This is a genomic window from Kribbella sp. CA-245084 (genome assembly GCF_050942355.1).
Taxonomy (GTDB): domain Bacteria; phylum Actinomycetota; class Actinomycetes; order Propionibacteriales; family Kribbellaceae; genus Kribbella.
Genome location: NZ_CP192053.1, coordinates 2,756,998 through 2,782,748, shown reverse-complemented (window position 1 = coordinate 2,782,748; position 25,751 = coordinate 2,756,998). Strand labels below are relative to the sequence as shown.

Annotated in this window: 20 protein-coding genes; 7 read left to right on the top strand and 13 right to left on the bottom strand. The window is 68.2% G+C overall.

Features of this window, described 5'->3' with window-relative positions; genetic code table 11:
• Positions 1-21: 21 nt before the first annotated feature.
• Both ACQPYH_RS13500 and lepA read right to left on the bottom strand, forming a co-directional pair.
• Entirely contained in the window at positions 22-918 is an 897-nt protein-coding gene (locus ACQPYH_RS13500) for an aminoglycoside phosphotransferase family protein (protein WP_432890799.1), read from the bottom strand.
• Positions 919-2,808 (bottom strand): translation elongation factor 4, encoded by a 1,890-nt coding sequence (gene lepA / locus ACQPYH_RS13495; protein WP_432890796.1) that lies wholly within the window; start codon positions 2,806-2,808, stop codon positions 919-921.
• A 103-nt stretch (positions 2,809-2,911) separates the two neighbouring features.
• On the opposite strand from lepA, the gene ACQPYH_RS13490 reads away from it, so the two are divergent.
• Genes ACQPYH_RS13490 through ACQPYH_RS13480 form a run of 3 tightly spaced genes read left to right on the top strand, consistent with a single transcriptional unit; the run spans position 2,912 to position 5,549 of the window.
• A complete protein-coding gene (locus tag ACQPYH_RS13490) occupies positions 2,912-3,802 on the top strand; it encodes a hypothetical protein (protein ID WP_432890793.1) in 891 nt (296 codons plus the stop codon).
• A gap of 35 nt (positions 3,803-3,837) precedes the next feature.
• The gene (locus ACQPYH_RS13485) at positions 3,838-4,380 is read left to right on the top strand and encodes a sigma-70 family RNA polymerase sigma factor (RefSeq protein ID WP_432890790.1); all 543 of its coding nucleotides are present in this window, start codon (positions 3,838-3,840) and stop codon (positions 4,378-4,380) included.
• A complete protein-coding gene (locus ACQPYH_RS13480) occupies positions 4,377-5,549 on the top strand; it encodes a hypothetical protein (RefSeq protein WP_432890787.1) in 1,173 nt (390 codons plus the stop codon). Before ACQPYH_RS13485 ends, ACQPYH_RS13480 begins: the two co-directional genes overlap by 4 nt.
• On the opposite strand, the gene ACQPYH_RS13475 is transcribed toward ACQPYH_RS13480, so the two are convergent.
• Positions 5,546-8,545 (bottom strand): S8 family serine peptidase, encoded by a 3,000-nt coding sequence (locus ACQPYH_RS13475; protein ID WP_432890784.1) that lies wholly within the window; start codon positions 8,543-8,545, stop codon positions 5,546-5,548. The genes ACQPYH_RS13480 and ACQPYH_RS13475 overlap by 4 nt on opposite strands.
• A gap of 127 nt (positions 8,546-8,672) precedes the next feature.
• Between ACQPYH_RS13475 and ACQPYH_RS13470 the strand changes: the two genes are divergently transcribed.
• On the top strand, positions 8,673-9,119 hold the full coding sequence (locus ACQPYH_RS13470) for an SRPBCC family protein (RefSeq protein WP_432890781.1): 447 nt from the start codon (positions 8,673-8,675) through the stop codon (positions 9,117-9,119).
• A gap of 121 nt (positions 9,120-9,240) precedes the next feature.
• Positions 9,241-9,501 carry a 30S ribosomal protein S20 gene (gene rpsT, locus ACQPYH_RS13465; RefSeq protein ID WP_130447203.1) on the top strand — a complete coding sequence of 87 codons (261 nt, stop codon included), beginning with the start codon at positions 9,241-9,243 and terminating at the stop codon, positions 9,499-9,501.
• A gap of 395 nt (positions 9,502-9,896) precedes the next feature.
• Here rpsT and holA read toward each other — a convergent pair whose 3' ends face one another.
• Positions 9,897-10,880 (bottom strand): DNA polymerase III subunit delta, encoded by a 984-nt coding sequence (gene holA / locus ACQPYH_RS13460; protein WP_432890777.1) that lies wholly within the window; start codon positions 10,878-10,880, stop codon positions 9,897-9,899.
• A gap of 69 nt (positions 10,881-10,949) precedes the next feature.
• Between holA and ACQPYH_RS13455 the strand changes: the two genes are divergently transcribed.
• Positions 10,950-11,504 carry an isochorismatase family protein gene (locus tag ACQPYH_RS13455; RefSeq protein WP_432890774.1) on the top strand — a complete coding sequence of 185 codons (555 nt, stop codon included), beginning with the start codon at positions 10,950-10,952 and terminating at the stop codon, positions 11,502-11,504.
• Between the two features lie 23 nt (positions 11,505-11,527).
• Here ACQPYH_RS13455 and ACQPYH_RS13450 read toward each other — a convergent pair whose 3' ends face one another.
• The 3 genes from ACQPYH_RS13450 to ACQPYH_RS13440 all read right to left on the bottom strand — a co-directional run bounded on the left by ACQPYH_RS13450 (position 11,528) and on the right by ACQPYH_RS13440 (position 16,558).
• Positions 11,528-13,882: a ComEC/Rec2 family competence protein gene (locus ACQPYH_RS13450; RefSeq protein ID WP_432890771.1), complete on the bottom strand. Its 2,355-nt coding sequence runs from the start codon at positions 13,880-13,882 to the stop codon at positions 11,528-11,530.
• Positions 13,883-14,408: 526 nt separating this feature from the next.
• A complete protein-coding gene (locus tag ACQPYH_RS13445; protein WP_432890768.1) occupies positions 14,409-15,635 on the bottom strand; it encodes a helix-hairpin-helix domain-containing protein in 1,227 nt (408 codons plus the stop codon).
• 80 nt (positions 15,636-15,715) lie between these two features.
• The gene (locus ACQPYH_RS13440) at positions 15,716-16,558 is read right to left on the bottom strand and encodes a DegV family protein (protein ID WP_432890765.1); all 843 of its coding nucleotides are present in this window, start codon (positions 16,556-16,558) and stop codon (positions 15,716-15,718) included.
• 159 nt (positions 16,559-16,717) lie between these two features.
• Here ACQPYH_RS13440 and ACQPYH_RS13435 point away from each other — a divergent pair, with 159 nt between their 5' ends.
• Positions 16,718-17,227 (top strand): pyridoxamine 5'-phosphate oxidase family protein, encoded by a 510-nt coding sequence (locus tag ACQPYH_RS13435; protein WP_432890762.1) that lies wholly within the window; start codon positions 16,718-16,720, stop codon positions 17,225-17,227.
• A 643-nt stretch (positions 17,228-17,870) separates the two neighbouring features.
• Here ACQPYH_RS13435 and ACQPYH_RS13430 read toward each other — a convergent pair.
• The 6 genes from ACQPYH_RS13430 to ACQPYH_RS13405 form a co-directional block, all read right to left on the bottom strand.
• A complete protein-coding gene (locus ACQPYH_RS13430) occupies positions 17,871-20,441 on the bottom strand; it encodes an ATP-binding protein (protein WP_432890759.1) in 2,571 nt (856 codons plus the stop codon).
• 171 nt (positions 20,442-20,612) lie between these two features.
• Positions 20,613-20,807: a hypothetical protein gene (locus tag ACQPYH_RS13425; RefSeq protein WP_432890756.1), complete on the bottom strand. Its 195-nt coding sequence runs from the start codon at positions 20,805-20,807 to the stop codon at positions 20,613-20,615.
• A gap of 100 nt (positions 20,808-20,907) precedes the next feature.
• Positions 20,908-21,291, bottom strand: coding sequence for a YjbQ family protein (locus ACQPYH_RS13420; RefSeq protein ID WP_432890753.1), 384 nt, complete (start codon positions 21,289-21,291; stop codon positions 20,908-20,910).
• Positions 21,292-21,309: 18 nt separating this feature from the next.
• Entirely contained in the window at positions 21,310-23,733 is a 2,424-nt protein-coding gene (gene leuS / locus ACQPYH_RS13415; protein WP_432894388.1) for a leucine--tRNA ligase, read from the bottom strand.
• Positions 23,734-23,966: 233 nt separating this feature from the next.
• A complete protein-coding gene (locus ACQPYH_RS13410) occupies positions 23,967-24,917 on the bottom strand; it encodes a helix-turn-helix domain-containing protein (protein WP_432890750.1) in 951 nt (316 codons plus the stop codon).
• On the bottom strand, positions 24,914-25,681 hold the full coding sequence (locus tag ACQPYH_RS13405; RefSeq protein ID WP_432890747.1) for a phytanoyl-CoA dioxygenase family protein: 768 nt from the start codon (positions 25,679-25,681) through the stop codon (positions 24,914-24,916). The genes ACQPYH_RS13410 and ACQPYH_RS13405 overlap by 4 nt, the downstream gene beginning before the upstream one ends.
• Positions 25,682-25,751 lie beyond the last annotated feature (70 nt).

Sequence of the window (25,751 nt, the reverse complement as noted above, 5' to 3'; positions counted from 1 at the left end):
GCTCACGCTCCGCTCGGCCTGTCAGTCCTGGATGGCTTTGACGATGGCGATATTGCGGGTGAGCCAGTCCTGCGGCAGCGTGCCGTCGCTGTTCTCGAGCGTGCCGAGCACGTTGAGCATCTGCCGGACGATCACCCAGTCGCGAGCGCGATCCTCGTCGAAACCGGCCGCGTCGATCGCCGAGTAGAACCGCTGCCGGACGGCAAACCGGAGATCGCCCGCGATTTCCTCCCAGCGGTTCCAGATCAGCGGCGCGACCTCGAAGTGCGGGTCACCGGAGAGCGGCTTCGGGTCGATCACCAGCCACGGCTCACGTTCCGCGGCGAGCATGTTCTCGTAGTGCAGGTCGGTGTGGATCAGCTTGCCGTCGGTGGCCGGGTCGGCGATGAAGTCCTCCGCCAACGAGATCGCCTGCTCGACGTACCGATGCGGCACCGGCGCCGACGCGGGCAACCTGCGGAAGCCCTCGACCCAGCGCTTCAGCTCCCCCGACAACGGCCGGTACTGCGGGCCCGCGGCGACATGCAGCCGTTTGTAGGTTTGGCCAACGATCTCGCAGGCGTCCAGTGCGCCGATCGTGGTCAGGTCGCGCGACTCCAACCGCTCCAGCAGCAAGGCGAACCGCCGCGGGTCCGCACGCAGCAGCTGTACTGCGCCGTTGCCTGCCCACGTTCGCAAGGCGAGATGCTCGGTCTCGGCCTCCCAGTGCGGGAACTGCACCTTGAGTACGGCGCGCTGCCCGTCGGCCAGCACCGGTACGACGATCGCACAGTTGCCGTACGCCGCCGTACCGTCGACCCGCAACGACCACTCGTCGAGCAGGTCGCGCAACAACCGCGGCAGCCGATCGAGCCACTCCGCCCAGTCCTGCCCACGCGTAGCAACCGCAAGCAGGCCGGGTGGGATCTCGACCGGCACCTACTTCTTGCCTGCTTTCTCAACTGGTTCGGAGGTGCGGAGGGCGGCGATGAAGGCCTCTTGCGGGACCTCTACGCGGCCGACCATCTTCATCCGCTTCTTGCCTTCCTTCTGCTTCTCGAGCAGCTTGCGCTTCCGGGTGATGTCACCGCCGTAGCACTTCGCCAGCACGTCCTTGCGCATCGCGCGGATCGACTCGCGGGCGATGATCCGGGACCCGATCGCGGCCTGGATCGGCACCTCGAACTGCTGCCTCGGGATCAGTTCCTTCAGCTTGCCGGCCAGCGCGACGCCGTACGCATAGGCGTTGTCGCGGTGCACGATCGCGGAGAACGCGTCGACCGTCTCGCCCTGCAGCAGGATGTCGACCTTGACCAGCGCAGCCGACTGCTCACCGGTGGGCTCGTAGTCCAGCGACGCGTAGCCCTTGGTCTTCGACTTCAGCTGGTCGAAGAAGTCGAAGACGATCTCGGCCAGCGGCAGTGTGTAGCGCAGCTCGACCCGGTCCTCGGACAGGTACTCCATGCCGAGCAGGTTGCCCCGCTTGGACTGGCAGAGCTCCATGATGACGCCGATGAAGTCCTTCGGGCTCAGGATCGTCGCGCGGACGACCGGCTCGTAGATATCGGCGATCTTGCCTTCGGGGAACTCGCTCGGGTTGGTGACGACGTACTCCTTGCCGTCCTCCATCTCGACCCGGTAGACCACGTTCGGCGCGGTGGAGATCAGATCCAGGTCGAACTCACGCTCGAGCCGCTCGCGGACGATCTCCATGTGCAGCAGCCCGAGGAACCCGCAGCGGAAGCCGAACCCGAGCGCGCCCGAGGTCTCGGGCTCGTACTGCAGGGCGGCGTCGTTCAGCTGCAGGCGTTCGAGGGCGTCGCGCAGCGTCGGGTAGTCGTCACCGTCGATCGGGAAGAGCCCGGAGTACACCATCGGTTGGGGGTGCTTGTAGCCGCCGAGCGCCTCGGTCGCGCCGTGCACGGCCGCGGTGACCGTGTCACCGACCCGGGACTGGCGGACGTCCTTCACGCCGGTGATCAGGTAGCCGACCTCGCCGACGCCGATGCTCCGCGACTTCGCCGGCTCCGGGGAGATCACGCCGACCTCGAGCATCTCGTGCACCGCACCGGTCGACATCATCTTGATCCGGTCCCGGTGGGTGAGCTCGCCGTCCACGACCCGGACGTAAGTGACCACGCCGCGGTAGGTGTCGTAGACCGAGTCGAAGATCAGTGCCCGCGGCGGAGCGTCCTTGACGCCCTTCGGCGGCTCGATCTGCGCGACGATCTCGCTCAGCAGGTCCTCGACGCCCTCACCGGTCTTCGCGGAGACCCTGAGTACGTCGGACGGGTCGCAGCCGATGATGTGGGCCAGCTCCGCGGCGTACTTCTCCGGCTGGGCGCTGGGCAGGTCGATCTTGTTCAGCACCGGGATGATGTGCAGGTCCGCGCCCAGTGCGAGGTACAGGTTCGCCAGGGTCTGCGCCTCGATCCCCTGCGCCGCGTCGACCAGCAGGACGGCGCCTTCACACGCTTCGAGCGACCGCGAGACTTCGTACGTGAAGTCGACGTGACCCGGCGTGTCGATCATGTTCAGGATGTACGTCGTACCGTCCGGCGCCAGCAGACCGCCCGGGGTGTCCGCAGCCGGTGCGAACGGGAGCCGGACCGCCTGCGACTTGATCGTGATGCCGCGCTCACGCTCGATATCCATCCGATCGAGGTACTGCGCCCGCATCGAGCGGTCGTCGACCACACCGGTGATCTGCAGCATCCGATCGGCCAGCGTCGACTTGCCGTGGTCGATGTGGGCGATGATGCAGAAGTTCCGGATCAGCGACGGGTCGGTACGACCCGGCTGCGGCACATTCGTGGGGCCAACGGGCACGGAGGGGATCCAGTTCTGGTCTTGGGTGATATCCGGTCAATCATCCCATGCGGGTCCAGCAGATTCGAAAATCACTAGCGAGGGCCCGATAGCGTGGTTCGGTATGGCGCATGCTGCTGGGGTCAGGCTGCCCTACGAGAAGATGCCCGCGCAGGTCCGGGACTGGGTCGAGCGCGCGCTCGGCTCAACGGTGGTGTCGGCCGCCACACAGCAGGGCGGATTCTCCCCCGGCGTCGCCGCCCGCCTGGTGACCGCCTCCGGCCGCCGCGCCTTCGTCAAGGCCGTCGGTATGTCGCTGAACCCCAAAACTCCGGAGCTGTTCCACAAGGAGATCACCGCCATGCAGGCCATCGGCCCGCTCCCGATGGCTCCGCGGCTGTACGACGTGTACGACGACGGCGACTGGGTCGGGATGCTGTTCGAGGACATCTCCGGGCGACTGCCTGCGCACCCGTGGGAGCAGGCCGACGCAGACCGGGTCCTGGACGCGCTGGCGGAGCTGACCGACGTACTGGACCCGTCGCCGTGGCCGGATGCGCCTGTGGTCGCCGTCCGGAGCCACGACTTCCTGAGCCGCTGGAACAACGTGCTGGAGGACGGTCTCGCCGTACCGTCCTGGGTTGATCCCGAGGTGTTCGCGGAACTGGCGCGCACCGGGCTCCGCGCGCTGGCCGAGGGTAAGGCGCTGGCGCACTACGACCTGCGGGCCGACAACATCATCCTGACCGACGACCGGGTGGTGTTCATCGACTGGGCGCATCCGGGGCTGGCACCCCGCTGGACGGACACAGTCATCCTGCACGCGGAGATGCGGGGTTCCGTCGTACTGCCGGACCTGCCTGACGACGAGGCGATCACCGGGTTCATCGCGGCCGTCGGAGGCGGGCTGTGGTGGGGTTCGGCGCAGCCGGCGCCCCCTGGGATCCCCACTATGAGGTCATGGCAGCGGGAGAGCGCCCTCGCCCACCTCGACTGGGTACGCCACCGGCTCTGATGCAGCGTTCCCGGCAGACGGACGTCTCTCAGGGTGTGACGAATCTAGTGGTGAGTATCGAGCAGCATCCTCACCAGGTGGCGGCCGGCGACGAGGCACGTGACGCCGTGACAGCGCTGTACGGCCGGGAGTGGCGCGGTCTCGTGCGCCTGGCCGTCCTGGTGATCGATGACCGACAGACAGCCGAAGACATAGTCCAGGAGGCCTTCGCCCAGCTGTACCGGCGATGGCCGCTCAAGGACTCCGACAAGGCGCTCGGGTACCTGCGTTCGACCGTGCTCAACGCGAGCCGGTCCGCGCTCCGGCGCCGCCGAGTGGCCAGGCTCTACACCCCGCCGCACCAGGCGCCGCAGGACTCCGCGGAGAGCACCGCCGTCCTCGGAGAGGAACGCGAGGAGGTACGACGGGCGCTCCAGGGGCTGTCCACCCGCCCCCGCGAGGTGCTCGTCCTGCGCTACTACCTCGACCTCCCGTTCGAGGAGATCGCCGAGATCCTCGGCATCAGCGCATCCACCGCCAGGGCAACCGCGTCGCGCGGCCTCACGGCTCTCACCAAGAAACTCGAGGAACTCCGATGAACGACACCGAGACCCGCCTGCGCGACTACCTGCACGCCAAGGCCGACACCGTGCCGGACTCCGCCAACGGACCCGGCCTGGAGCTGGACAGCACCGGCACGTCCACCCGCCGTCGCTGGGTGCCGATGGCGGTCGCTGCGGCCGGCATCGCGGCGGTACTGACCCTGGCTGTGCCTTACCTGCACGGCCTGGCCAAGCACGACGACCAACCGTCCGTGGCCGGTCTGCCGGCCCAAGGCCCGGTTTCGACCGGGGCGCCCCTGATCCCGTACACGACCCTCGTCCAGAACAACCCGGACAACCCACTCGACACCTGGTGGGCCCTGCTCCACGATGGCGGCAAGACGGTCAAGAACCCGGGTCTGAAGGGCAACGTCGTCGCGCGGACCGAGGGCGGCTGGCTCGTCACCTCTGGTTATCCCGATCCGGACAAGGCACAGGTCGCCGTCCTCTCGCCGACCGGCAAGGTCCGGCCGATCGGACCGCTCGGGGGCGACGCCCCACGGGTCTCACCCGACGGGACACAGATCGCGGTCGCGCTCTCGAAGTACGGCCGGACGGACAATCGAGTGGTCGTCGTCGACATCAGGACAGGCAAGGAGGTGGCGAGCCTCACCGTCAAGATCCCGAACCTCGAACTCATCGGCTGGAACAAGGACGGCATCTGGATGAGCGAGCACTCTCCGAACCCCGTGGCCGTGAAGCTCTGGAAGCCCGGATCGACGGACGTCCGGACTGTCGGGACATTCAGCGCATACACCCTCGACGTGACGCGCAGCAACAACATCGTCACGCGCATCACCTACAAGGGCAACCAGGCCTGCGTCACAGCTGCCACGCTGGGAGCCAAGGGGCTCGAAGCGAAGCGTGAGTACTGCTTCAAGGCCACCGTGGCCGCGCCGTACGTGACGGTGTCACCGGACGGGGCGACGATGACCATCAGCACCGGGGTCGCCGTCGACATCGCCACTGGGAAGGTCACCAAGCTGAGGCTCCCGGCAACGGCGAAGTGGTTCGAGAACGGGATCTTCGAGGACCCGGCCAACCTGATCGTGGTCGACGAGTCCGGTCCGGCTCAGAAGCTGTTCCGCTGCGCCGTCGCAACTGGCGAATGCAAGCAGGTCGCGACCGCCAAGCCTGACGAGACCATCCGCCAAGTACAGCCCTAGCTGTCTACTCGGATGATGGTCGAGCCGGAGCCGTCTGCGCCGTCGGTGAAGCGAAGCTGACCCAGGTACCTAGTGCCGGCGGTTAGCCCAGTCCAGTTAGCAGTGACAGTTGCCGCACCGGCCACCTGCACCTGTTGGGTGGCCGGTGTGGCCGTCAGGTTGCCTGCAGCCTTCTGGAGCTCCCAGTGGTTGAGCTTTACGGTCTGCTCGTTCGCTCCGGCGTACAGGTCGACGTACACGTCCACCTGGCCACCTGCCGGCCGTGGGAGGTTGACCTCCTCTTCTGCCGAACCACCTGTGCTGCTACCGAGCAGAGTGGTCGTCCCGGCTTGGTAGACGAACACATCCAGGTCTGTGCCCGCCGGGTAGTCGGCGTCGAATGTGGAGAACCTGGCGTGCGTCGTACCGGCCGGGACGTTGACCGTGAACTTCGCGACGTGGTCGTTGGCCTTCGGCGCCGTCGTCGGGAACGCCACGCCACCCGGGTTCTTCAGCGCGGCCTCGCCGACCGTGGCCGCGTCCAGCCCGACAGCGGTCGTGTTGAGCGTCCCGGCGTACCCGGCCGTGACCGGGACCTCGACGGACCCTGCGGTCCCGGTGCCGTTGACCTGCGTCGGCGCCTTCACCGTGAGCGGCTTGATCGCCAGCGTGCTGGCCACGGAATGCTTCGCGGACTTCCAGACCATGCGGCCGAACGAGTACTGCTCGAGCGGCGCGCCACTGTTCTCGAACGTCACCTTGTACGTCGTACTGCGGCCGGGGAGCGTGATCAGGATCTGCGGCGAGACCGTCACCTTGAGTCCCTTCAGGCCGTCGACCTTCGGGAAGTAGACCTCGGGCAGCTTGCCGACGTTCGTCACGGTCCTGGTCACGGTCTGCTTGCCGGCCAGGTCGCCGATCGCGATCGTCGGGTAGTTGAGGTCGCTCAGGTCGATCTTGCCGTTGGCGCACAGCTCGTGTGTTGCGGGAACCTGACCGGAGCCGCAGACGAACTTCGTCCAGTCGGTGTACGTCGAGTCGTAGACCAGGCCGGGATCCATACCCAGCTTCGGCTGCACGAGGCCGGCGCCGTACCCGAACGGGTTGGCCTGCGAGCCGGAGTCGTTCTTGATCGGCTTGCCTGCCGTGTCCTTGTCGGTCGCGGTCGTCATCATCGCGGACTTGATCGCCATCGGGGACCACGTCGGGTGCTTGGCCTTCAGTACGGCGGCGATGCCGGCGATGTGCGGCGTGGACATCGACGTACCGCTCATGAACGCGTATTCGCCACCGGCTGCGCTGAACGCGGTCGTCGCGGCCAGGACGTTCGTGCCCGGTGCCATGACGTCCGGCTTGAGCAGGTCGCCGTTGCCGGCCGGGGACGGGCCGCGGCTCGACGAGGCGGCCACCATCGGTGCGGTCACGCGGACCGGCGTACCCGCGCTGATGGTCGCGGTCGGGCCGGCGGTGCCGCCGACGTACGCCTTGACCTCTGGAGCCTTGGTGTCGTCGAGGTGGACGGTGGGGACCGTGTGCAGGTCGGAGTCCAGGGTGCCAGGGGTGATGTTGAGCAGGATCATGCCGACGCCGCCGGCGTTCTTCACCTGCAGGCTCTTGTCGACGCGGGCGTTCACACCACGGTCGCAGACGACGATCTTGCCCTTGACCTTCGCCGGGTCGAGCGTGCCGGCCTGGCAGAGCGTCAGGTTCGTCGGGTCGGCGCCTGCGAGGCCTGCGTCCTTGGCCAGGATCACCGGGGTTTGCGGCACGCCGGCGCCGATGCCCGCGCCGGTGTAGGACTTGCCGTTGCCGAGCGTGACCGTGGTCTGGATGTCGCGATCATGGGTGCCGTTGGCAACCGATGTCACCCACGGGTACGTCTTGCCGACCGTCGCCTCGCCCGGACCGGTGTTGCCGGCGCTGGTCGCGACGAACACCCCCGCCTTGGCGGCCCTGAGGAAAGCGAGCCCGGTCGCATTCACGTACGACGATCCGCTGCCGGAGATCGAGTAGTTGATGACGTCCACGCCGTCCGCGACCGCGGCATCGATCGCGGCCACGATGTCGGCGTCCGTACCGCTGCCGCCACCAGTCGCGTCGACCGCCCACAAGGCCTTGTAGATCGCGAGGCGGGCATGCGGCGCCATCCCGGAGCCCTTGCCGTAGTCGCGGCCCATGACGCTCATCTCGACGCCGTAGTTGCCGGCAGCGGTGCTTGCGGTGTGCGTGCCGTGGCCGCCGTAGTCGCGCGGCGACTTGTACTCCTCGGGGATCGGGCGGGTGCCGATGCCCTTGTCGAAGTACCGGGCGCCGATCACCTTGTTGTTGCAGGTGACGGGCGCTTCCTCGCCGGCCTGGCAGGTGCCCTTCCACTTCTTCGCGATGATCGCGTCGGACTGCTTGGTGGTCTTGATCGGCGCGAAGCTCGGGCGCTCCGGGGTGTACCCGGAGTCGATCATGCCGATGATCACGCCGTCACCGGCCTTGTCGACACCGCCGGCCTGCTGCCACGCGCCGCCCTTGCCGGACAGGCCGAGGAAGCGCGGCGTGTCGACGGTGTCGGCGTGCTCGATCTCGCTCGGCTCGACGCTCTTCACCCCGGACGACTTCGCCAGCTTGACCGCGTCGTCGTACGACATCTCGGCGGAGAAACCGGCGTACGTGTAGTTGTAGTCGTAGAGCTTCTTGACGTTGCTGTTGCTGGTCAGCTCGTCGCGCTCGCTCGCCAGGTGCTTGACGTAGTTGATCACCGGGGCGGCGGTCTTCAGCAGCTTGCCGCCGGGCGCGACCTTGGTGGCGGCGAGGCCGGCGATGTCGCCGTCGTACTCCGCGACCGGGGAGTCGTCGAGCTGGACGATGTACGAACCGGTCTCGGAGCGCTTGACGTCGGGGTCGGCGGTTCGGCTCGCCTGGCTCGCCGGTTGGCTGGCGTTGGCGGCGTTCACCAGCAGCGGCACGCCGGCGGTTGCGGCGATCAGCGCTGAGGCGACGATGATCGCCTGGCGTTTGCGGGTCACGGAGATCCTCCAGGGCTGGACGGCGCGATGGTGGAGCGTTGGCTCGCGGGGCCCTGAGTATGCCGTCAGCCGCCGACAGTGTCACCCTCACTCCAGCAGGCCGATGCCAACAGCAAGGGAAAACCCGATGCCTGATCTGACCGAGTCGATCTCGGTGGCCGCCACGCCCGCATCCCTTTATTCATTGGTCTCCGATCTACCTCGGATGGGCGAGTGGAGCCCGGAGTGCACCCGCGTCACCTGGACGGTCGCCGGGGAGCGCTTCATCGGCCACAACCGGGTGGGCTTTGTGCGCTGGTTCACCTTCGGGCGGGTCGTGGCCGCCGAGCCGGGCCGCCGGTTCGCGTTCTCCATCCACTTCGGGCCGATCCCGATCTCGCTCTGGGACTACTCGTTCACCCCGACCGCGAGCGGCTGCGAGGTCACCGAATCGTGGACCGACCACCGCCCGAGGGTCCTTCGAGCGGTCTTCCGCCCGGTCTTCGGAAACCGCACTCCGCGCAACGTGGACGGGATCCACACCACTCTCGTACGGCTGAAATCCGCCGCCGAGTCGGCGCTCCAGGCGGAGTGAGTTTGGAGCTGGGGTCAGCTTGTTGGTAATCTGGCTGTTCGCGCGCCCACGGGGCGGTGTATAGCCGTGCGCCGCGACACCTTCCGTATTGACCGCACACACCTGATCGAGGCTCTTCTTCGTGGCGAACATCAAGTCCCAGATCAAGCGCAACCGCCAGAACGAGGCTGCGCGACTTCGCAACAAGTCGGTGAAGTCGACCCTCAAGACGGCTGTGCGCCGCTTCCACGAGGCCGTCGACGCCGGTGAGGCCGACAAGGCTCAGGAGACCGCCCGCAAGGCCGGCCGCCTGCTCGACAAGGCCGTCAGCAAGGGCGTCATCCACGCCAACCAGGCTGCCAACCGGAAGTCGGCCCTCTTCAAGAAGGCCGCCTCCCTCTGAGGCCCCGGCCGCGCGCCTGCCGCGCGGCCCCCAGAACGATCGGCCCGTCCCCAACGACCGGCCGATCGTTTTTGCATGCCCAACCCCAGCTCAACCCCGGTCTCCGAACGCCGACCAGCGGCGAGTTCACCCGCGACGGCGGCCTCCGCGCCACGACCAGAGCTCAAGCCAGCGGCCACCGGGAAGCAGCCTCCAAGGCGCCTGGCGCCAGGCAGTGGTCTCCCGGGCAACGAAGGCGCGCGGTTAGCATCGGCCTCCGGCAGCCCCGGCGCCGGGGCGCTGGTCTCCCGGCCGCGAGGAGGGTGCGCGGTTAGCGGCGGCCTCCGGCCAGCAGTCCCCGGGCGCCGGGTGCCGGTCTCCCGACGGGTGGTCTCCCGGCGGCGGCGGGGTCGCGGTTAGCGGCGGCCGTGGGCTCGGGTGATGGTGAGGACCATGCGCTCCAGGGCGTACCCGGCGTCGCCGGAGGCACCCTTGACGTCGGCGTCGGCCTGAGCAACGGCCTTGATCGCGGTCGCGAGTCCGCCGGGAGTCCAGCCACGGGACTGCTGCTTGAGTTGCTTGAGCTTCCACGGCGGTACGCCGACCTCGCGCGCCAGATCCGCCTCGCGCATCCCACTCGGCGCACTCGAGTACTTCGCCAGCCCGCGCAACCCGCCCGCCATCGCACTCGTGACGAGCACCGGCGCGACCCCGCAGTCCAACGCCCAGCGCAGCTGCTCCAGCGCCGGCTCGGTCCGCCCGGCAATCGCCGCGTCGGCGACCGCGAAGCTCGTAACCTCGGCACGCCCACCGAAGTACTGCCCGATGAGCTCGGCCGTCACCGCTTGACCGCCAGAGTCTGACACCAGCTGCGAACACGCCCCGGCCAAGGCCCGCAGGTCATGCCCGACCGCGTCCACCAGCGCCGACGCCGCGCCCTCGTCGACAGTCCCGCCGTGCAACCGGATCTCCCCAGCCACGAACTGCGGCAACTCCCAAGCCTTCGGCGCCGTCGCGACGACCTCGTTGACCGATGCCTTCCGCAACTTGTCGAGAACGCCTTTGCCCTTCTGACCGCCCGAGTGCACGAGCACCGCGAGTACGTCGTCCGACGGCGACCCGGCGTACTCGAGCAGGTGCGGCACCATCTCGCTCGGCAGGTTCTCCAGCGATCGCATCACCAGCACCCGCTCGCTCGCGAACAACGACGGCCCGGTGAGCTCGGCGAACACCCCGATATCCAACGTGGCCGCATCGACGTCGGTCGCCTCGACCCCGGGAGCGTCCTTCGACACCGCCGCGATCGCCGACCGCACCGCCCGATCCGCAAGGAACGACTCGGCCCCGGTCACCAGCAACACATCACCAAGCTTCGGCGCAGAACCCCTACGAGCAGCCACCGAGCCAGCATCCCACGCCGCCCCGACAATCCGAATGCGCACCCTCGCCAAATCAACCAGGATGACCCCATGACCCAGCCTGCCGACGCGTTGATCGTCGTGGACCTGCAGACCGCGTTCGTCTCGGGCCCGGATGCCGTACCTGGAGCGGAGCAACTGCTGGCGCGGGTGGGTGAGTTGTTGGAGCGAGCGCGTGAAGCGGGCGCGGTCGTCGTACATCTGCAGAACGACGGGCCTCCTGGTGCGGATGACGAGCCGGAGACGCCGGGCTGGGAGCTGTACCTGCCGGTGAAGCCCGGGTCGCGCGAGCACGTGGTCCGGAAGCCGCGGGATGACGGCTTCGATGGGACGGCACTCGGGGAGATCCTGGTGTCGGCCGGCGTACGGTCGCTGGCCATCTGCGGCGTCATGTCCGAGATGTGCGTAGCCGCAACCTCGAAGACGGCACTGGCCCGTGGCTATCGCGTAGTCCTCCCACACGACGCGCACGGCACCTACAACATCCCCGCAGTCCCAGGAGTCTCAGACCAAATCCCAGCCCACGTAGTCTCCCGAGTAGCCGCCTGGTCCCTCGGCAACCAACCCGAAAACACAGTCCCCACCTCCGCCGTCACTTTCTCGTAGACCCAACCGCCCGGCTGGTGTGGTCATGGGGCGGGATGGGTTGTGGTGAGGGCTAGGTGGTTGTCGGTGTTGGTGACGGTGAGGGGGCCGCTGATGTTGGTGGTGGCGGTGCGGATGGCGTCGTGGGACAGGAGTTCCAGGGTCCTGGGGGCCGGGTGGCCGTAGTCGTTGTCGCGGCCGGCGGAGATGAGGGCCAGGCGGGCGTGGGTCGCCGAGATGAACTCCGGCTCCTGCTGTGCTGAACCGTGGTGTGGGACCTTCAGCACGTCTGCCCGCAGATCGACGCCTGATGCGAGGACGGCTCGCTGGGACTCGGGTTCGAGGTCTCCGGTGAGCAGGATGCGGAGACCGGCGACCTCGACCATCATCGCGATGCTGGCGTTGTTCTCCGGCGAACCTTCATCCGACGATGTCGCCGACGACGTACCGGGCGGAGGTAGCGCCGGCACCCGAGCCGGCCAGAGCGTCGTCCAACTCAGCTGACCAACCACCCGCTTCTCGTGGAACGTGACTGTCCGAACGCCGATCCCATGGTGAGCCGCGAGCTCGACCACCCGGTTGTACTCCGCCCGTGGCGAGAAGTACGGCGTCACCTCGATCTCGTCGACCTTCCGTCCGTTCAGTACGCCGGCCAGCCCGCCGACGTGATCGGCATGGAAGTGACTGAGTACGAGCACCGGGATGTGCTTGATCCCCAGGTCCCGCAGGCATCGATCCATCGCGGCCGGATCCGGCCCGGTGTCGACGACGACCGCCGTATCTTCACCTGCTCTGAGCACAAGGCCGTCTCCCTGGCCCACGTCACAAACAACGAAGAGCCAGTCGTCGGGCGGCCAACCGAGCGAGCCGACGGGACGCAGTACGACGACGGCCAGTACGACGACCGCCAGGATCATCGCGATCGGACGGGCCAGGATGCGGTGCAGGCCGAGCACGAGTGCCAGGCAGAGCAGGGTGAGGACGACGATCCCGACCGCGGTTGCCGGCCAGGCGTTGGCTGCCCCTGGGAGGTCCGCGCCTTCGCGGGCGACCAGGATGATCCAGCGAGCGGGCCATCCCGCGGCCCAGCCGACGAGTTGAGCCAGTTCGGTGCTCAGCAAGGCGACTCCGGCCGCGATGAAGCCGAGGATCGTCGCCGGACCAACGGCTGGTCCGGCCAACAGGTTGGCGGCGACCGCGACCAGCGATACCTGTCCCGAGAGCCACGCGACGACCGGCGTACATGCGAGCTGAGCAGCGAGCGGGCACGAGATCGCATCCGCCAACCAGCCCGGCAACCACCTCGCCAACGCGTCACGCCAACCTGGTCCGAGCAGGACAATGCCGGCGGTCGCGAGCACCGACAACGCGAACCCGGCCGATCGTGCCAATGACGTATCGAGCAGGAGCAACACGATCACCGCAACCGACAGACTGCGTACGGCGCGGCGCCCGGATCCCCCGCTGGTCATCGCGGCCAGCGCGATCAGTCCCATCGCGGCGGCTCGCAGAACGCTCGGCTGTGGTCTGGCGAGGATGACGAAGACCACGACCATCACCACGCCGACCACGGTCAGACCGCGGGCACGCACCCCGGCCAGCCGCGCCAACGGGAGAACGAACGCGAGCAACAGCGTGAGGTTCGTTCCGGAAACGGCCGAGAGGTGAGTTAGTCCGGTGGCCTGGAAGTCAGCGTTCAGTTCGGCGGAGACCCCGGAGACGTCGCCCATCACAAGTGCGGGCACGAGACCGCGGACGTCGTCAGGCTCGTCGGCTACGGCTTTGCGGAGGCCGGCGCGGACCTGCTCGGCGGCGCGCAGCCACCAAGGTGGTTCGTCGACGATTCGCGGTGGTGAGCGGGTCGAGAGCATGGCGGCTACGTCCGAGCCGTCTTCGACACCCTCCAACCTCCCGGTGGCGTCGACGTGCTGGCCGTATCTGACGGTCTGCCACTTGGTGGTGCCGATGACGAAGACCGGCGTACGGATGCGGGTTGTGGTTGTGCCGGCTGAGCCCGAGTGGGTGCGTACCTCCTCGATGGTTGCTTTGACGACTACGTACGGCGGGCGGCGGCTGGTTGTGCTTTGGCGGAGTGATGGGTCTCCTTCGATTTTGAGGCGGACGTTGACGGTCGCGGAGGCGGCGGCGAGGTCGCGGATCGGGCCGCTGCGGAGGGTGGCGGATTGGAGGGCGGCTGCAACGCCGAGTCCGGCGATGACGACGAGGGAGCCGGCTGCTGCCCAGCCGATCGTTCGTCGCGGGTGGGTGGGGTTGTTGCGCAGGACGAGGCCGAGGGTGATGGCAACGGCAAGCGCGACGGCAGAGACGAGAGCGGCGATGAGCGGACGCTGCCCGACCAGCACGACAGCCGCCAGCCAGCCCGCGGCAGCCGGAATCAACAGCCTCGCATCCAGCGCTTCAGCGGCGCGCGCGTGCAGCTCAGCGGCCGTCGAGTCGCGAGGTTCCAGGGCCCGCAGGGCGTCAGGTTGGGTGGCAGGCGGGGCATGCGGTCCAGCGGTCGGCGGGGCGTCGGGTTCGGTGGCAGGCGGGGCATGCGGTCCAGCGGTCGGCGGGGCGTCGGGTTCGGTGGCAGGCGGGGCATGCGATCCAGCAGTCGGCGGGGCGTGAGGTTCGACAGCCCCCGGGGCATGCGTTCCGGCTGTCGGCGAATCGTGGGGTTCCACGGCTGGCGGGTCCTGGGGTCCAGCGGCTGACGGGTTGTGCGGCTCAGCGGTCTGCGGGTCGCGGGGTTCGGCTGCTTGCGGATGGGAGGCGGATCGGTCAAAGGGAGGTTGGGTGGCGGGGTCAGGGGCGGATGGGGCGGCGGCGGGTTGGACGGCGGGTCGGTCGCAGACGGGTTGGGCGGCGGGTGGATCGTGGGCCGGTTGGGTGGCGGGGTGCTTGGCGGATGGGTCGGAGGTGGGGTTAGAGGTGGACATGGGGTTTTAGGGAGTCGAACTTTTTGGGGCCTACGCCGGGGACCTCTTGGAGTTGGTCGATGGTGGTGAAGGGGCCGTTCTGGGTGCGGTAGTCGAGGATGCGTTGGGCCAGGACGGGGCCGACGCCGGGGAGGGCGTCGAGCTGGGCGAGGGTGGCGGTGTTGAGGTTGACGGGGTCGGTGGATGTTGCGGTCGGGGTGGATGAGGTGGTTGCGCCTGGTGGGGTGGTCGGTGGGGGTTGGGTTGGTAGACCGACGGTGATTTGTTCGCCGTCTGTGATCTGGCGGGCGAGGTTGAGGGTGGTGAGGTCTACGCCGGGGAGTGGGCCGCCGGCTAGGGCGAGTACGTCGGCTACGCGTGAACCGGTGGGTGCGCGGACGAGGCCGGGGCGGCGGACTTTGCCGGCGACGTACACGACGACGAGGGGTTGGCCGGGCGAGCCGACGGTGCCCGGCGACTGGTTGGTGCCCGGCGATTCATTGGTGCCTGAGGGCTGATTGGTGCCTGAGGGCTGGTTCGTGGCTGAGGGCTGGTTCGTGGCTGACGGTTGGGTGGGGCCGGGTGACGGGTTCGCTCCTGGGGATTGGTTCGTGCCGGATTGGGGCTGGTTGGGGGTTGGTTGGGCGACGGGTGAGCCGGTCGTGGCGATGGTGGGTTGGGTGGTGGGGAGGGTTTCGGGGCGGGCTCGGAGGAAGGTCCAGGCGGCCCAGGACAGGCCGATGGCGAGTACCGCGAGTAGGACCAGGACGTGGCGTGGGGTGAGGGTCCAGCGGGCGTCTCGGAGTCGTTCGGGTCGGATCTGTTCGGGTATCCATCCACCGCGCACCTCATCATCACGCTCCTCCAGGTAGTCGTCGCGAGGGTGATCGCGGCGGGGGTCGGTCAGGTTGTGAAGGGATTCGCCGTAGCCGGACGCGTCGCCGTGCGAGGGCTGGTCGGCACCAGGCTCAACGGCGTACACGGGTTGATCGGTGTCGCGGACAGCGGTGTGCGCGGGTCGGTCGGCGTCGCGGACGACGGCGTGTGCGGGCAGGTCAGCACCGGGCCCGCCGGCGTACGCGGGTTGGTCGAGGTCGCGGACGACGGAGGGTTGGGCGGGCGAGAGGTCCGTGGGGGCCGGCCGGGGGTGGGGCTGCGGGTGGGCGGTGAGGCGGGACAGGGCTCGCTCTCGGGCGCCCGGTTCGGGGATCGAGGTACGGCGGAAGACCTTCACACCCAGAGAAAGTACGAGTTCGCGACGCCCGTGAACCCACGAATTCAAACCTGTGGAGAACCGCCTGCGGTAGGCGCGGGTTAGCGGGGGCTTACTACTACTGCTAGGAGGCCGGGGCCTACGTGGGCGCCTATGACGGCGCCTACTTCGCGGAGGACTATCTCTTCGGCCTTGGGGAGGCGGTTGGATAGGTCGTCGGCTAGGGATTGGGCCTTTTCCAGGCTGGACAGGTGGTGGACGGCTAGTTGGACGGGGGTGTCGCCGGCGCGTTTGACGGCGATGTCGGCGAGGCGGGCGATGGCTCGGCTGGAGGTTCGGACCTTTTCCAGGGGGACGATGCGGCCGCCGCTGATCGTGAGGAGCGGTTTGACGGCCAGCGCCGTACCGAAGAGGGCCTGGGCGGCGCCGATGCGGCCGCCGCGGCGGAGGTACTCGAGGGTGTCGACGTAGAAGTACGCCGAGGTGAACTTCATCGTGGCGCGTGCCGCTGCCTCGACAGCGGCGGCGTCCTCCCCGGCGGAGGCTGCGGCCGCCGCGGCGAGGACCGGGAAGCCGAGGCCCATGCCGAGCGAGCGGGAGTCGACCACGCGGACCGGGATCGGCGACTCCTTGGCCCCGATCATCGCGGCCTCGAACGTGCCGGACATGTCGCCGGACAGGTGGATCGACACCACCGCCTCGGCGCCGTCGGCAGCGCAGGCGGCGTACGTGTCGGCGAACGTCTGCGGCGCGGGCCGGCTGGTCGAGACGGGCGTGAAGGTCTTGAGCGCCTCCGCGACCGCATCGGCCGACGTCGCGCCGTCGTCGTACGACGTGCCGCCGATCACGACCTGGAGCGGTACGACGGTCAGCGGGTGGCGGAGCACCTCGTGCGTGGACAGACCGGCCGTCGAGTCGGTGACGACCTGCACGCGGGCTGACATGCAGCGAGGTTACCGGACAGTTCAGGACGTGTCGCCCGGTCCAGCGCCGCCGCGAGCAGGTGCTCGATGCGGCGAGGTGCCGCGCCGAGTGCCGCGCGGTAGGCGCTGGACCGGGCGACACGTCCTGAACTGTCCGAGCGCAGTGCCAAACTCCACAACATGAAGGAGACAGAGGCGGAAGTGACCGAGTTGCAGGGGCTGCTGGACGCGGCGTACGCGCAGTCGACTGAGCATCTGCGGAACATCATCACGGATCCGCGCCGGCTGGATGCCGGGGAGTTGGTGCGGGTTCTGACCGGGATGTGCACGCTGAATCTCGCCACGGTGACAGCGCGGGGTGAGCCGCGGATCAGTGCGGTGGACGGGCACTTCCTGCACGGGCGGTGGGTGTTCACGACGTCGGGGTCGGCGGCGAAGGCCAAGCAGCTGAGGAGGCGGCCGGCGGCGAGCGTCTCGTACGTCGATGGGGAGCGGATCGGGGTGTTCAGCCATGGGAATGTCGAGTTCCTGACCCCAAAGCACCCTGACTTCGCGCAGATCGAGGAGCACCTCACCAATCACTACGGCAGTTCGCCGTCGAGCTGGGGAGACGACATCGTTTACCTGCGCCTACAGCCCCACTGGATGGTCGGCTACGCCTTCGACAAGTCGGCGGTGCTGAAAGAGTAGCGAGGTGAAGGCCACCCCTCCGAAGCCTTCACCTCGCTCGGGACTTACGCCGGGCTGGTGGCGTCCCCACGTGCGTCATCAGCCCGGCTTGTCCTGCTGACTCCCCCTGGTTGTCAGCTGAAGTTGATGGAGCCTCGACGAGCTACTCCCCGTGTCCGGTACCGCGCAGGACCGGCTTGACCGCGAGCTCGTCGAGGTTCCGGGAGGCCCCAGCGGCCGGCCCGCCGACGGGTGACCAAACCCGTCGGTTACCCGTGCCGGCCGGGTCGTGGCACTCGTCCCCTGTGTCGTGTGCCTGACCCGCTGCTGGGACCCCGCCCCGGAAGCGGTGCCCTGACGGTGCACAGCGTCCGGTACAGGCAGGACAGATCCACACTCCACAGCACCCCGGAGCTCTCGACAGCCGTCCGGCGCCCCCACCGAACAGCCGCCGGATGCCCTCCGCGTCGCCTTCGCCGTGCTCCTCGGCAGTCCGGCGGTGCCCCATGGCCTCTTCATGGTTCACCACCCCTTTCGCTGCCGCCGCCCGGTGTCGGACTCTGCTTCGTGGAACCTGCCCTACGGCTGTAATTCTTGGTCCGGCAGCCATGTCAGGACGAGGCAGATCAACCGGCAGTTACCCGGCAGCTTCCGCGGATCCGCGTCAGGAAAGCGCAGCGAGTACGTCGTTGGCCAGCCGCTGCACCGCGGCCGCCGGATCCGGCTCGGGCCATCCGTCCGCGACCGAAGCGCTCTCGCAGGACTCCTGCAAGATCGCCCACGCGGTCGGAAGCATCGGCGGGTCCATCGACCGCTGCCACGCCAGCAACTGCCCGCACAGCGCGTCTCCCGCGTCCGAGCGACCCAACGCGTGCAGCACCGCCACAGCCTCCGGCAGTACTTCGAGCAGGTACACGACCCGCCCTTCGAGCAGCAGCCGGTTCACGGCGTCCCGGATCGCCACCCGTGCCTGCTCGACCTCTCCGGCGGCACGCGCCAGCCGGGACCGGTACAGCATCACCAGATAGTCGAAGTACCCGCGGTGTCCACGGATGTCGGCGTCCGCCTGGTCGAGCAGCGCCCGTGCCTCGTCGTATCGGCCGTCGTGGAACTCGACCATCGCCAGACAGCCGGCGACCTTGGTCCGTTCCGGATCGTCCGACGCCTGGCTGTCGCGGGCCAGCACGGCCCAGTGACGTGCCTCGGACAGGTTCCCCAGCTCGAGGTCGACCCGGCTGAGCGCCATGTACGCGATCTCGTCCGGGTAGACGCCCGGATTGACCAGTGCGGCCTCCCACGCGAGCAGGAGCTCCTTGGCCTCGACCAAACGACCCCACCGCAACAACGCCAGCCCACAGGTCGCCTGCACGGTCGCAGACCGCTGTACGTCGCCGTGCTTGCGAGCGTCATCTACTAGCGCCGGGATCTCGGCCAGGCTCTGTGTATCGAGCAGGTGCGAGCCAGACGACACCCAGCCGCCACGAGCGACCAGACCCATCTCGGTCTCGCCCGGGATCAGCGTGCGCGCCTCCTCGTAGTGCAGGCGCGCTCCACGGATGTCACCGGTCAGACTGGACAACCGCCCCGCGATTGCCAGCAGCCGACCGCTGACCTCTTTGTCGGACACCTGCGAAGCGCACAGCGTCGCCCAGCGGATCCCGCTCTCGGCCACACTCGCCTGATACTGCCACGCGATCCGGAACCCCAGCACGATCCGGGCGGCCGCGTCCCACTCCCCCAGCTGGGCCGCACGCTCCAACGCCACCTCAAAGAGCGCAGAGTTCGCATGCGCTGCCCGGTACTGCCGGTCGCGGTCCGGCGACGACCACGCGCCCTCCAGCCCAGCGACGTACGTCGAACACCACGCGACCGCACGGTCCCGGAACTCGACCAGATCGCCGCCCTGCGACGACAGACCGGCGTACGCGTGCTCCCGGATCGTCTCGAGCAGCTTGTACCGCGCGCCGTACAACTGCTCGAACTCGAGCACCGGCTGCAGCAGCGACTTGTCGACCAGCTCGGCCAGCAGCATCGCTACGTCGAGACCGTCGATCGGGTCGCCCGTACACACCCCGGCCACCGCCTCGAGCGTGAACGGCGAACCGAGCACCGAGCACCGGTACAGCAACTGCCGCGCCGCATCGGACAGCGCGTCGACGCTCCACGCGATCGTGTCCGCCAACGTCCGCTGATGAGGTGCACCGAACCGCCGCGGCCCCGACAGCAACCGGAACCGGTCGTCCAGCGCCGCCAGGATCGTCTCCACCGACAACGACCCAGCCCGCGCAGCCGCCAGCTCCAGCGCCAACGGCAGACCATCCAACCGACGGCACAACCGCGCCACGGTCGGAGCGTTCGCAGGAGTCAGGACGAAGTCCGGCCGTACCCGGGCCACCCGGCGGCAGAACATCTCGACGGCCGGCGACGCCGCGATCTCCTCGAAGTTCTCGTCGTTAGCCGGTACGCCGAGCACCTGCACCCGGCGTACTACTTCATCCGGCAGGCCGAGCGGGATCCGCGACGTCACCAGCACGCCGACACCCGGGAAGCTGCGGACCATCCGGTTGGCGACCGTCGCGACACCGTCGAGCACGTGCTCGGCGTTGTCCTCGACGATCACCAGATCACCCGGCTGGCGACCGGACAGCACGTCGTCCAAGTCCGACGTACCTGGGGCTGTGCCGAAGGCGTCGAGGATGGCAGACGGTACGGCGGCATCGCGCTGGACTGTGGTCAGATCAACGACCACCACGGTCGTGTCCGCACCGGAGAAGCGATCGGCCGCTGCCAGCGCGAGCTCGGTCTTGCCAACCCCACCGGGGCCGACGAGCGTGACAAGCCGGTTCTGCCGCAGCAGCGTCTCAAGCTCGAGCAGCTCTTGCTCGCGGCCGACAAGCCCGTCCGGGATCGGTCGCGTGCCACGCCAGCGCAGCCCGGTCGGGGCGGCATCGGCGACCGATACGACAGGCGGCTGGACGACGCGACGCGCAGTACCGTGGCCGGCCGCAGCGAGGAACTGCGAAGGGTCCTGCAGACCGAGCGCGGATGCGAGCAGCCGGACCGAATCCTTCCGCGGCCGCGCGACCCGGCCGGCCTCGATCTCGCGGATCGAGCGCACACTCAGCCCGGCCCGGTCGGCCAGCTCCTCCTGGGAGAGGCCGGCCTGGACCCTGAGGTCGAGCAACAGATCGGCGAACCCCCGCCGACCGTCAGCCCGGCCATCCGTGTCCGACACAGCACGTCACCCCTCTGGAGGCCCCACGTTCCTGTCACAACATAGCGTGACGGGGGCCCGCGTGCGGGGGTCGACCGGCGTCCGGGATGCGGCCTGGGTCACACAACTCGTTGACCAAGGCAACAAATCTGAGCCTGAAAAGGAATCGTTGCGGGATCAGAAATGCGCGTTTCAAGCAGTTGCGCGAACCGAGTGCGATTCATTTTCGGCGGAGTACAGAGAAAGTACATCGGTCCAGTCGTCGATGCGTGCATGCGTGTCGACGCGACCCGCGTCGGCATTCAGCAAGCTGCCGTCGCAAACCCCTCGGGTGGCGCGGACCAAGAGCTCAACAGTGACGTCGCGCAGGGTGTCCAGGGCTGCCATGCGGCAATTCAAGCGGAGTCGTGTTTCGCAAACGTAACGCGATCAGCAACATCACGATAAGTCACCAAAATACGTCCGCCGGGAGTTACCGGGTAGTCCACTAACCGGCCAGGAACGACAACCGGACATGCCGGTCGGGATTGTCGCGATTGGTGTCGACGAGGCAGATCGATTGCCACGTTCCGAGCGTCAACCGGCCGGCGAGAACCGGAACGGTCGCGTACGGCGGAATCAGCGCGGGCAACACATGATCACGGCCGTGGCCGGGCGAACCGTGCCGGTGCCGCCAGTCGAAGTCGCGCGGCAGCAGATCCTCGAGCACGGCCAGCAGGTCGCTGTCGCTGCCCGCCCCGGTCTCGAGGATCGCGACGCCGGCGGTCGCGTGCGGGACGAAGACGTGCAGCAGCCCATCACCGCGCCCCAATACGAACTGCTCACACCTGCTCGTGAGGTCCATGACGACCTCACGAGCAGGTGTGAACATCCAGTACAACGGAATCCATCAGGCGGGCACGATGTTGACCAGCTTCGGCGCCCGCACGATCACCTTGCGAGTACCGCGACCGTCCAGCGCCTTCTGCACCGCCTCGGAGTCCAGCGCCAGCTTCTCCAGGTCGGCGTCGGAGATGTCCGGCGCGACCTCCAGCCGGTCCTTCACCTTGCCGGCGACCTGGACCACGCAGGTGACCGTGTCCTGGACCAGCAGCGCCGGGTCGACCTTCGGCCAGCCGGCCTTGGCGACGGTCGGCTCGTGGCCCAGCTCGGCCCACATGTCCTCGGCCGTATACGGCGCGACCAGGCTCAGCAGGATCGACACCGTCTCAGCCGCCTCGCGGACAGCCGGGTCGGCCGCGCCCGGACCGGAGTCGATCGCCTTCCGGGTGGCGTTCACCAGCTCCATGATCCGGGCCACCATCACGTTGAACCGGTGCGAGTCGATCAGCTCGGTCGCGTCGGCCACCGTCCGGTGGGTCAGCTTGCGCAGCTCGACGTCGCCGGTCGAGGGATCCGAGCCCAGCGGCGCCTCGACCGCAGCAGCCAGCCGCCAGGCCCGCTGCAGGAACTTCAGCGAGCCCCCCGGCGACATGTCGGCCCAGTCGATGTCGTCCGCCGGCGGACCGGCGAACACCATGGTCAGCCGGACGGCGTCCACGCCGTACTCGTCGATCATGTCGCCCAGGTTCACGCCGTTGCCCAGCGACTTGCTCATCGCCTTGCCCTTGTTGATCACCTGGCCCTGGTTCAGCAGCCGGGTGAAGGGCTCGACGGCGTTCAGCAGGCCCATGTCGTGCAGCGCCTTGACGAAGAAGCGTGCGTACAGCAGGTGCAGTACTGCGTGCTCCTTGCCGCCGACGTACTGGTAGACCGACATCCAGCGGTCGGCTGCATCCTGGTCGAAGGCACCGTCGGTGTACTGCGGGGACAGGTAGCGCAGGAAGTACCAGGACGAGTCGACGAACGTGTCCATCGTGTCGGTGTCCCGCTCGGCCTTGCCGCCGCACTTCGGGCAGTCGACCTCGACCCACTCGCGGTCCGCGGCCAGCGGCGAGACGCCCTTCGGCTGCAGATCCGCACCGCGCAGGTCGGGCAGCTCCATCGGCAGCTGGTCGTCCGGAACCGGCACCTCGCCGCAGGACGGGCAGTGGATGATCGGGATCGGGCAGCCCCAGTACCGCTGGCGGCTCAGCAGCCAGTCGCGCAGGCGGTAGTTGATCGTCCGCTCGCCCAGGCCCTTGGTGTCCAGCCAGTCGATGATCCGGGACTTCGCGTCGGCGATGTCCAGCCCGTCCAGGCTGATCTCGTCGTTGGCGCTGTTGATCGCGGCGCCCTCACCCGTGTACGCCTTGCCGTCGAAATCGGCGGGCGGCTCAACGGTGCGGACGATCGGCAGGTCGAACTTCTCCGCGAACTCCCAGTCGCGGGTGTCCTGACCGGGCACCGCCATGATCGCGCCGGTGCCGTAGTCGGCCAGCACGTAGTCGGCGGCCCAGATCGGGATCCGCTGCCCGGTGACCGGATTGATCGCGTACGAGCCCAGGAAGACGCCGGTCTTCTCGCGCTCGGTGCTCAGCCGCTCGATCTCGGTGGACGCCTTGACGGCGGTCAGGTACTCGTCGAACGCGGCCTGCTGGTCCGGAGTGACCAGCTCGGCAGCCAGCTTCGCGTCCGGCGCGACCACCATGAAGGTGGCGCCGAACAGCGTGTCCGGACGAGTGGTGAAGACCTTGATCGGCTCGTCACGACCCTCGACCTCGAAGCTCGCGAACGCGCCTTCGGACCGGCCGATCCAGTTGCGCTGCATCAGCAGGATCTCTTCCGGCCACTGCAGCAGCTCCATGTCGTCCAGCAGCCGCTGGGCGTAGTCAGTGGTCTTGAAGTACCACTGCGTCAGCTCGCGCTTGGTGACCTCGTGTCCACAACGCTCACAGCGTCCCTGGATGACCTGCTCGTTCGCCAGCACGGTCTGGTCGTGCGGGCACCAGTTGACGTACGACGCCTTCCGGTACGCCAGACCGCGCTCGTACAGCCGCAGGAACAGCCACTGCGTCCAGCGGTAGTACTCCGGGTCCGACGTGTGCAGGCGGCGGGACCAGTCGAAGCTGATCGCGTACCGGCGGATCGACTCGGCCTGCGTCTCGATGTTGGCGTAGGTGAACGTCGCCGGGTGCTCGTTGCGCTTGATCGCGGCGTTCTCGGCCGGCAGGCCGAAGGAGTCCCAGCCGATCGGGTTCAGCACGTCGTACCCCTGCTGGAACCAGTAGCGGGCCAGCACGTCGTGCAGCGCGAACACCTCGGCGTGCCCCATGTGCAGGTCGCCGGACGGGTAGGAGAACATCGTGAGCGCGTAGCGCCGCTCGGCCGAGCCGTCGTCCTTCGCCTTGAACGGGTCCAGCTTCTCCCACACCGGACGCCACTTGGCCTGCATGGCGTTGAAGTCGTAGCCGCCCCTGTCGATGGGGGCGTCCTCCACCTGCTCGCTCACGGTCCTACTCCATACTTCGTGTGTTTGTTGAGCCTTAATGTGCCAGACGGCACCCGAGACATAAAAAAGCCCCTCACGCAGGAGGGGATGCCGTACTGACCGCGCCAGTACGGCTAACTAAGGAGCAGGCTCACTCGCATACCACCAGGCTACCACTGCCAGTCGTACCGATCGATCTAGATGAACTCGGTGCCACCGGCGCGGCGGTGGTCGCCGGGGGTGCGGCCGTACTTGCGGCGGAAGGCTGTGGAGAACGGACGGACGTCCGAGTAGCCGCAGGACCGCGCTACCTCGGTGATGGTCAGGCTGGGGTCCAGGAGGAGCTGAGCGGCCAACTCGAGGCGTAGGCGGCGCAGGGTCGACATGATCGAGGCGCCGGTCTGCTGGGTGAAGAGGCGCTCGGCGTGACGCTCGGAGAGGTGGGCGGCCGCGGCAACGTCCCGGACTGTGATGGGACGCGACAGGTTGTCCCGCAGGTGGCGCTGCATCGCCTCCACCACCAGGGGGCCACGGTCACGCCGGACTGGTTCAACAGCTAGGTCTTCGTCCAGTGCGAAGGCACGAGCGGTTTCCAACACCAGAGTGGCGCCCAGGGCGCTGAGTGCAGTGCTGTAGCCAGCAACCGGAGCTGCCGCCTCGGCGGCGAGCGCCGAGATGAGCGACGGCATCGCACCGGCTCGGCTGGACATGACCGGCCCGTCGGGCCGAGTCAGACCGGACCACCAGCCGACGCTGTCGCGGGCCCGCCGCCGCCCACCCTCCCCAGTCCGCCCGCTCTCCCCCGCCCGGCCGCCCGAGGAGGCGGGGCGGAAGGTGAAGCCCCAGAAGGCGATGCCCAGCGGAGACGAGTGCGACGACTCGATCTCGTGTACGTCACCGGGGCGGGCCAGGAAGACTGAGCCCGGCGTGACGTCGTACAAGGCAGTGCCTGAGTTGAAGCGGCCCTCGCCGGAGTACGCGAGGCAGACCTCGTGGAAGGAGTGGGTGTGCCAGTAGTTGCGCCAGTACTCCGGCCGGTAGTGACCCCAGCTGAGGAAGTCCGCGTGGAAGCCGTCGACCTCGCAGGACTCCAGTAGTCCCGCGAGGTCGACGAACCGGTCCGCGCCGGCAACATCAGCGAGGCTCAAACAGCGCTCCTGCCAGTGGGGTCGACTCCTCGCAGCATCATGCCCTGACCGAGCGACCAGTCGTGGGTCTTGACCATCGGCGGGTCGGCCGGGTCGCGGTACTGGACCAGCCAGGTGGTCCGCGCCTGGTCGCTGACGTTCACCCCGGACCCGTGCACGGTCAGATAGGTGAAGAACAGGACGTCGCCCGCCTCGGCCGGCTGCGGCGTCGCCTCCTCGAAGGCCGGCTCGAGAAGGTGGTACGACCCCTCGGCCTCATGCTCGCGCGGACCGGACTTGTGGCTGCCGGGAATGATCCGCACGCAGCCCTTCTCGATCGGCGCGTCGTCGAAGTGGAAGATCGCCGCACCGACCCGGTGGTGCGTGTGCGGGAAGAACGGGTGGTCCTGGTGCAGCGGGAACGGCGATCCGTTCTCCGGCGGCTTCACGAACAGCTTGGTGTGGTGCAGTTGCACGTTGTCGACACCCATCACCGCAGCGGCCACGTCGGTGAACCGTGGGTCCACCAGCAGCTTCGAGAACGCCGCGTCGTAGAACTGCGCGTCGTGCAGGTGCTGCAGCTTGGTCGGCGCCTCGGTCATCCCCCGGGCGGCTCCCCAGGTCGGATCGTCGGACCGGTTCAGCTGGGCCAGTAGGTCGTGGCTGCGCTGCCGGTAGTACGCCGCTTCTTCCTTGCTGAGCAGGCCTTTCACCAGTACGAAGCCTTGCTCGGCGTACTGCTGTGCCGCAGTCGACAGGTCGGGCCTGTCAGAAGTGATCGTCATCTCGAAGTTCCTCCTGATCGGGTACTTCGAGCCTACGAACGCCGGCGTCCGGACGGGAGGACCCGCCCGG

Bases quoted from the DNA above. Each gene is read 5' to 3' on its own strand.
- ACQPYH_RS13470 (WP_432890781.1), top strand. From the start codon at position 8,673: ATGCCTGATCTGACCGAGTCGATCTCGGTGGCCGCCACGCCCGCATCC.
- ACQPYH_RS13425 (WP_432890756.1), bottom strand. From the start codon at position 20,807: ATGGCAGCCCTGGACACCCTGCGCGACGTCACTGTTGAGCTCTTGGTC.
- ACQPYH_RS13435 (WP_432890762.1), top strand. From the start codon at position 16,718: ATGAAGGAGACAGAGGCGGAAGTGACCGAGTTGCAGGGGCTGCTGGAC.
- ACQPYH_RS13440 (WP_432890765.1), bottom strand. From the start codon at position 16,558: ATGTCAGCCCGCGTGCAGGTCGTCACCGACTCGACGGCCGGTCTGTCC.
- leuS (WP_432894388.1), bottom strand. From the start codon at position 23,733: ATGCAGGCCAAGTGGCGTCCGGTGTGGGAGAAGCTGGACCCGTTCAAG.
- ACQPYH_RS13455 (WP_432890774.1), top strand. From the start codon at position 10,950: ATGACCCAGCCTGCCGACGCGTTGATCGTCGTGGACCTGCAGACCGCG.
- ACQPYH_RS13405 (WP_432890747.1), bottom strand. From the start codon at position 25,681: ATGACGATCACTTCTGACAGGCCCGACCTGTCGACTGCGGCACAGCAG.
- ACQPYH_RS13480 (WP_432890787.1), top strand. From the start codon at position 4,377: ATGAACGACACCGAGACCCGCCTGCGCGACTACCTGCACGCCAAGGCC.
- ACQPYH_RS13420 (WP_432890753.1), bottom strand. From the start codon at position 21,291: ATGTTCACACCTGCTCGTGAGGTCGTCATGGACCTCACGAGCAGGTGT.
- ACQPYH_RS13490 (WP_432890793.1), top strand. From the start codon at position 2,912: ATGGCGCATGCTGCTGGGGTCAGGCTGCCCTACGAGAAGATGCCCGCG.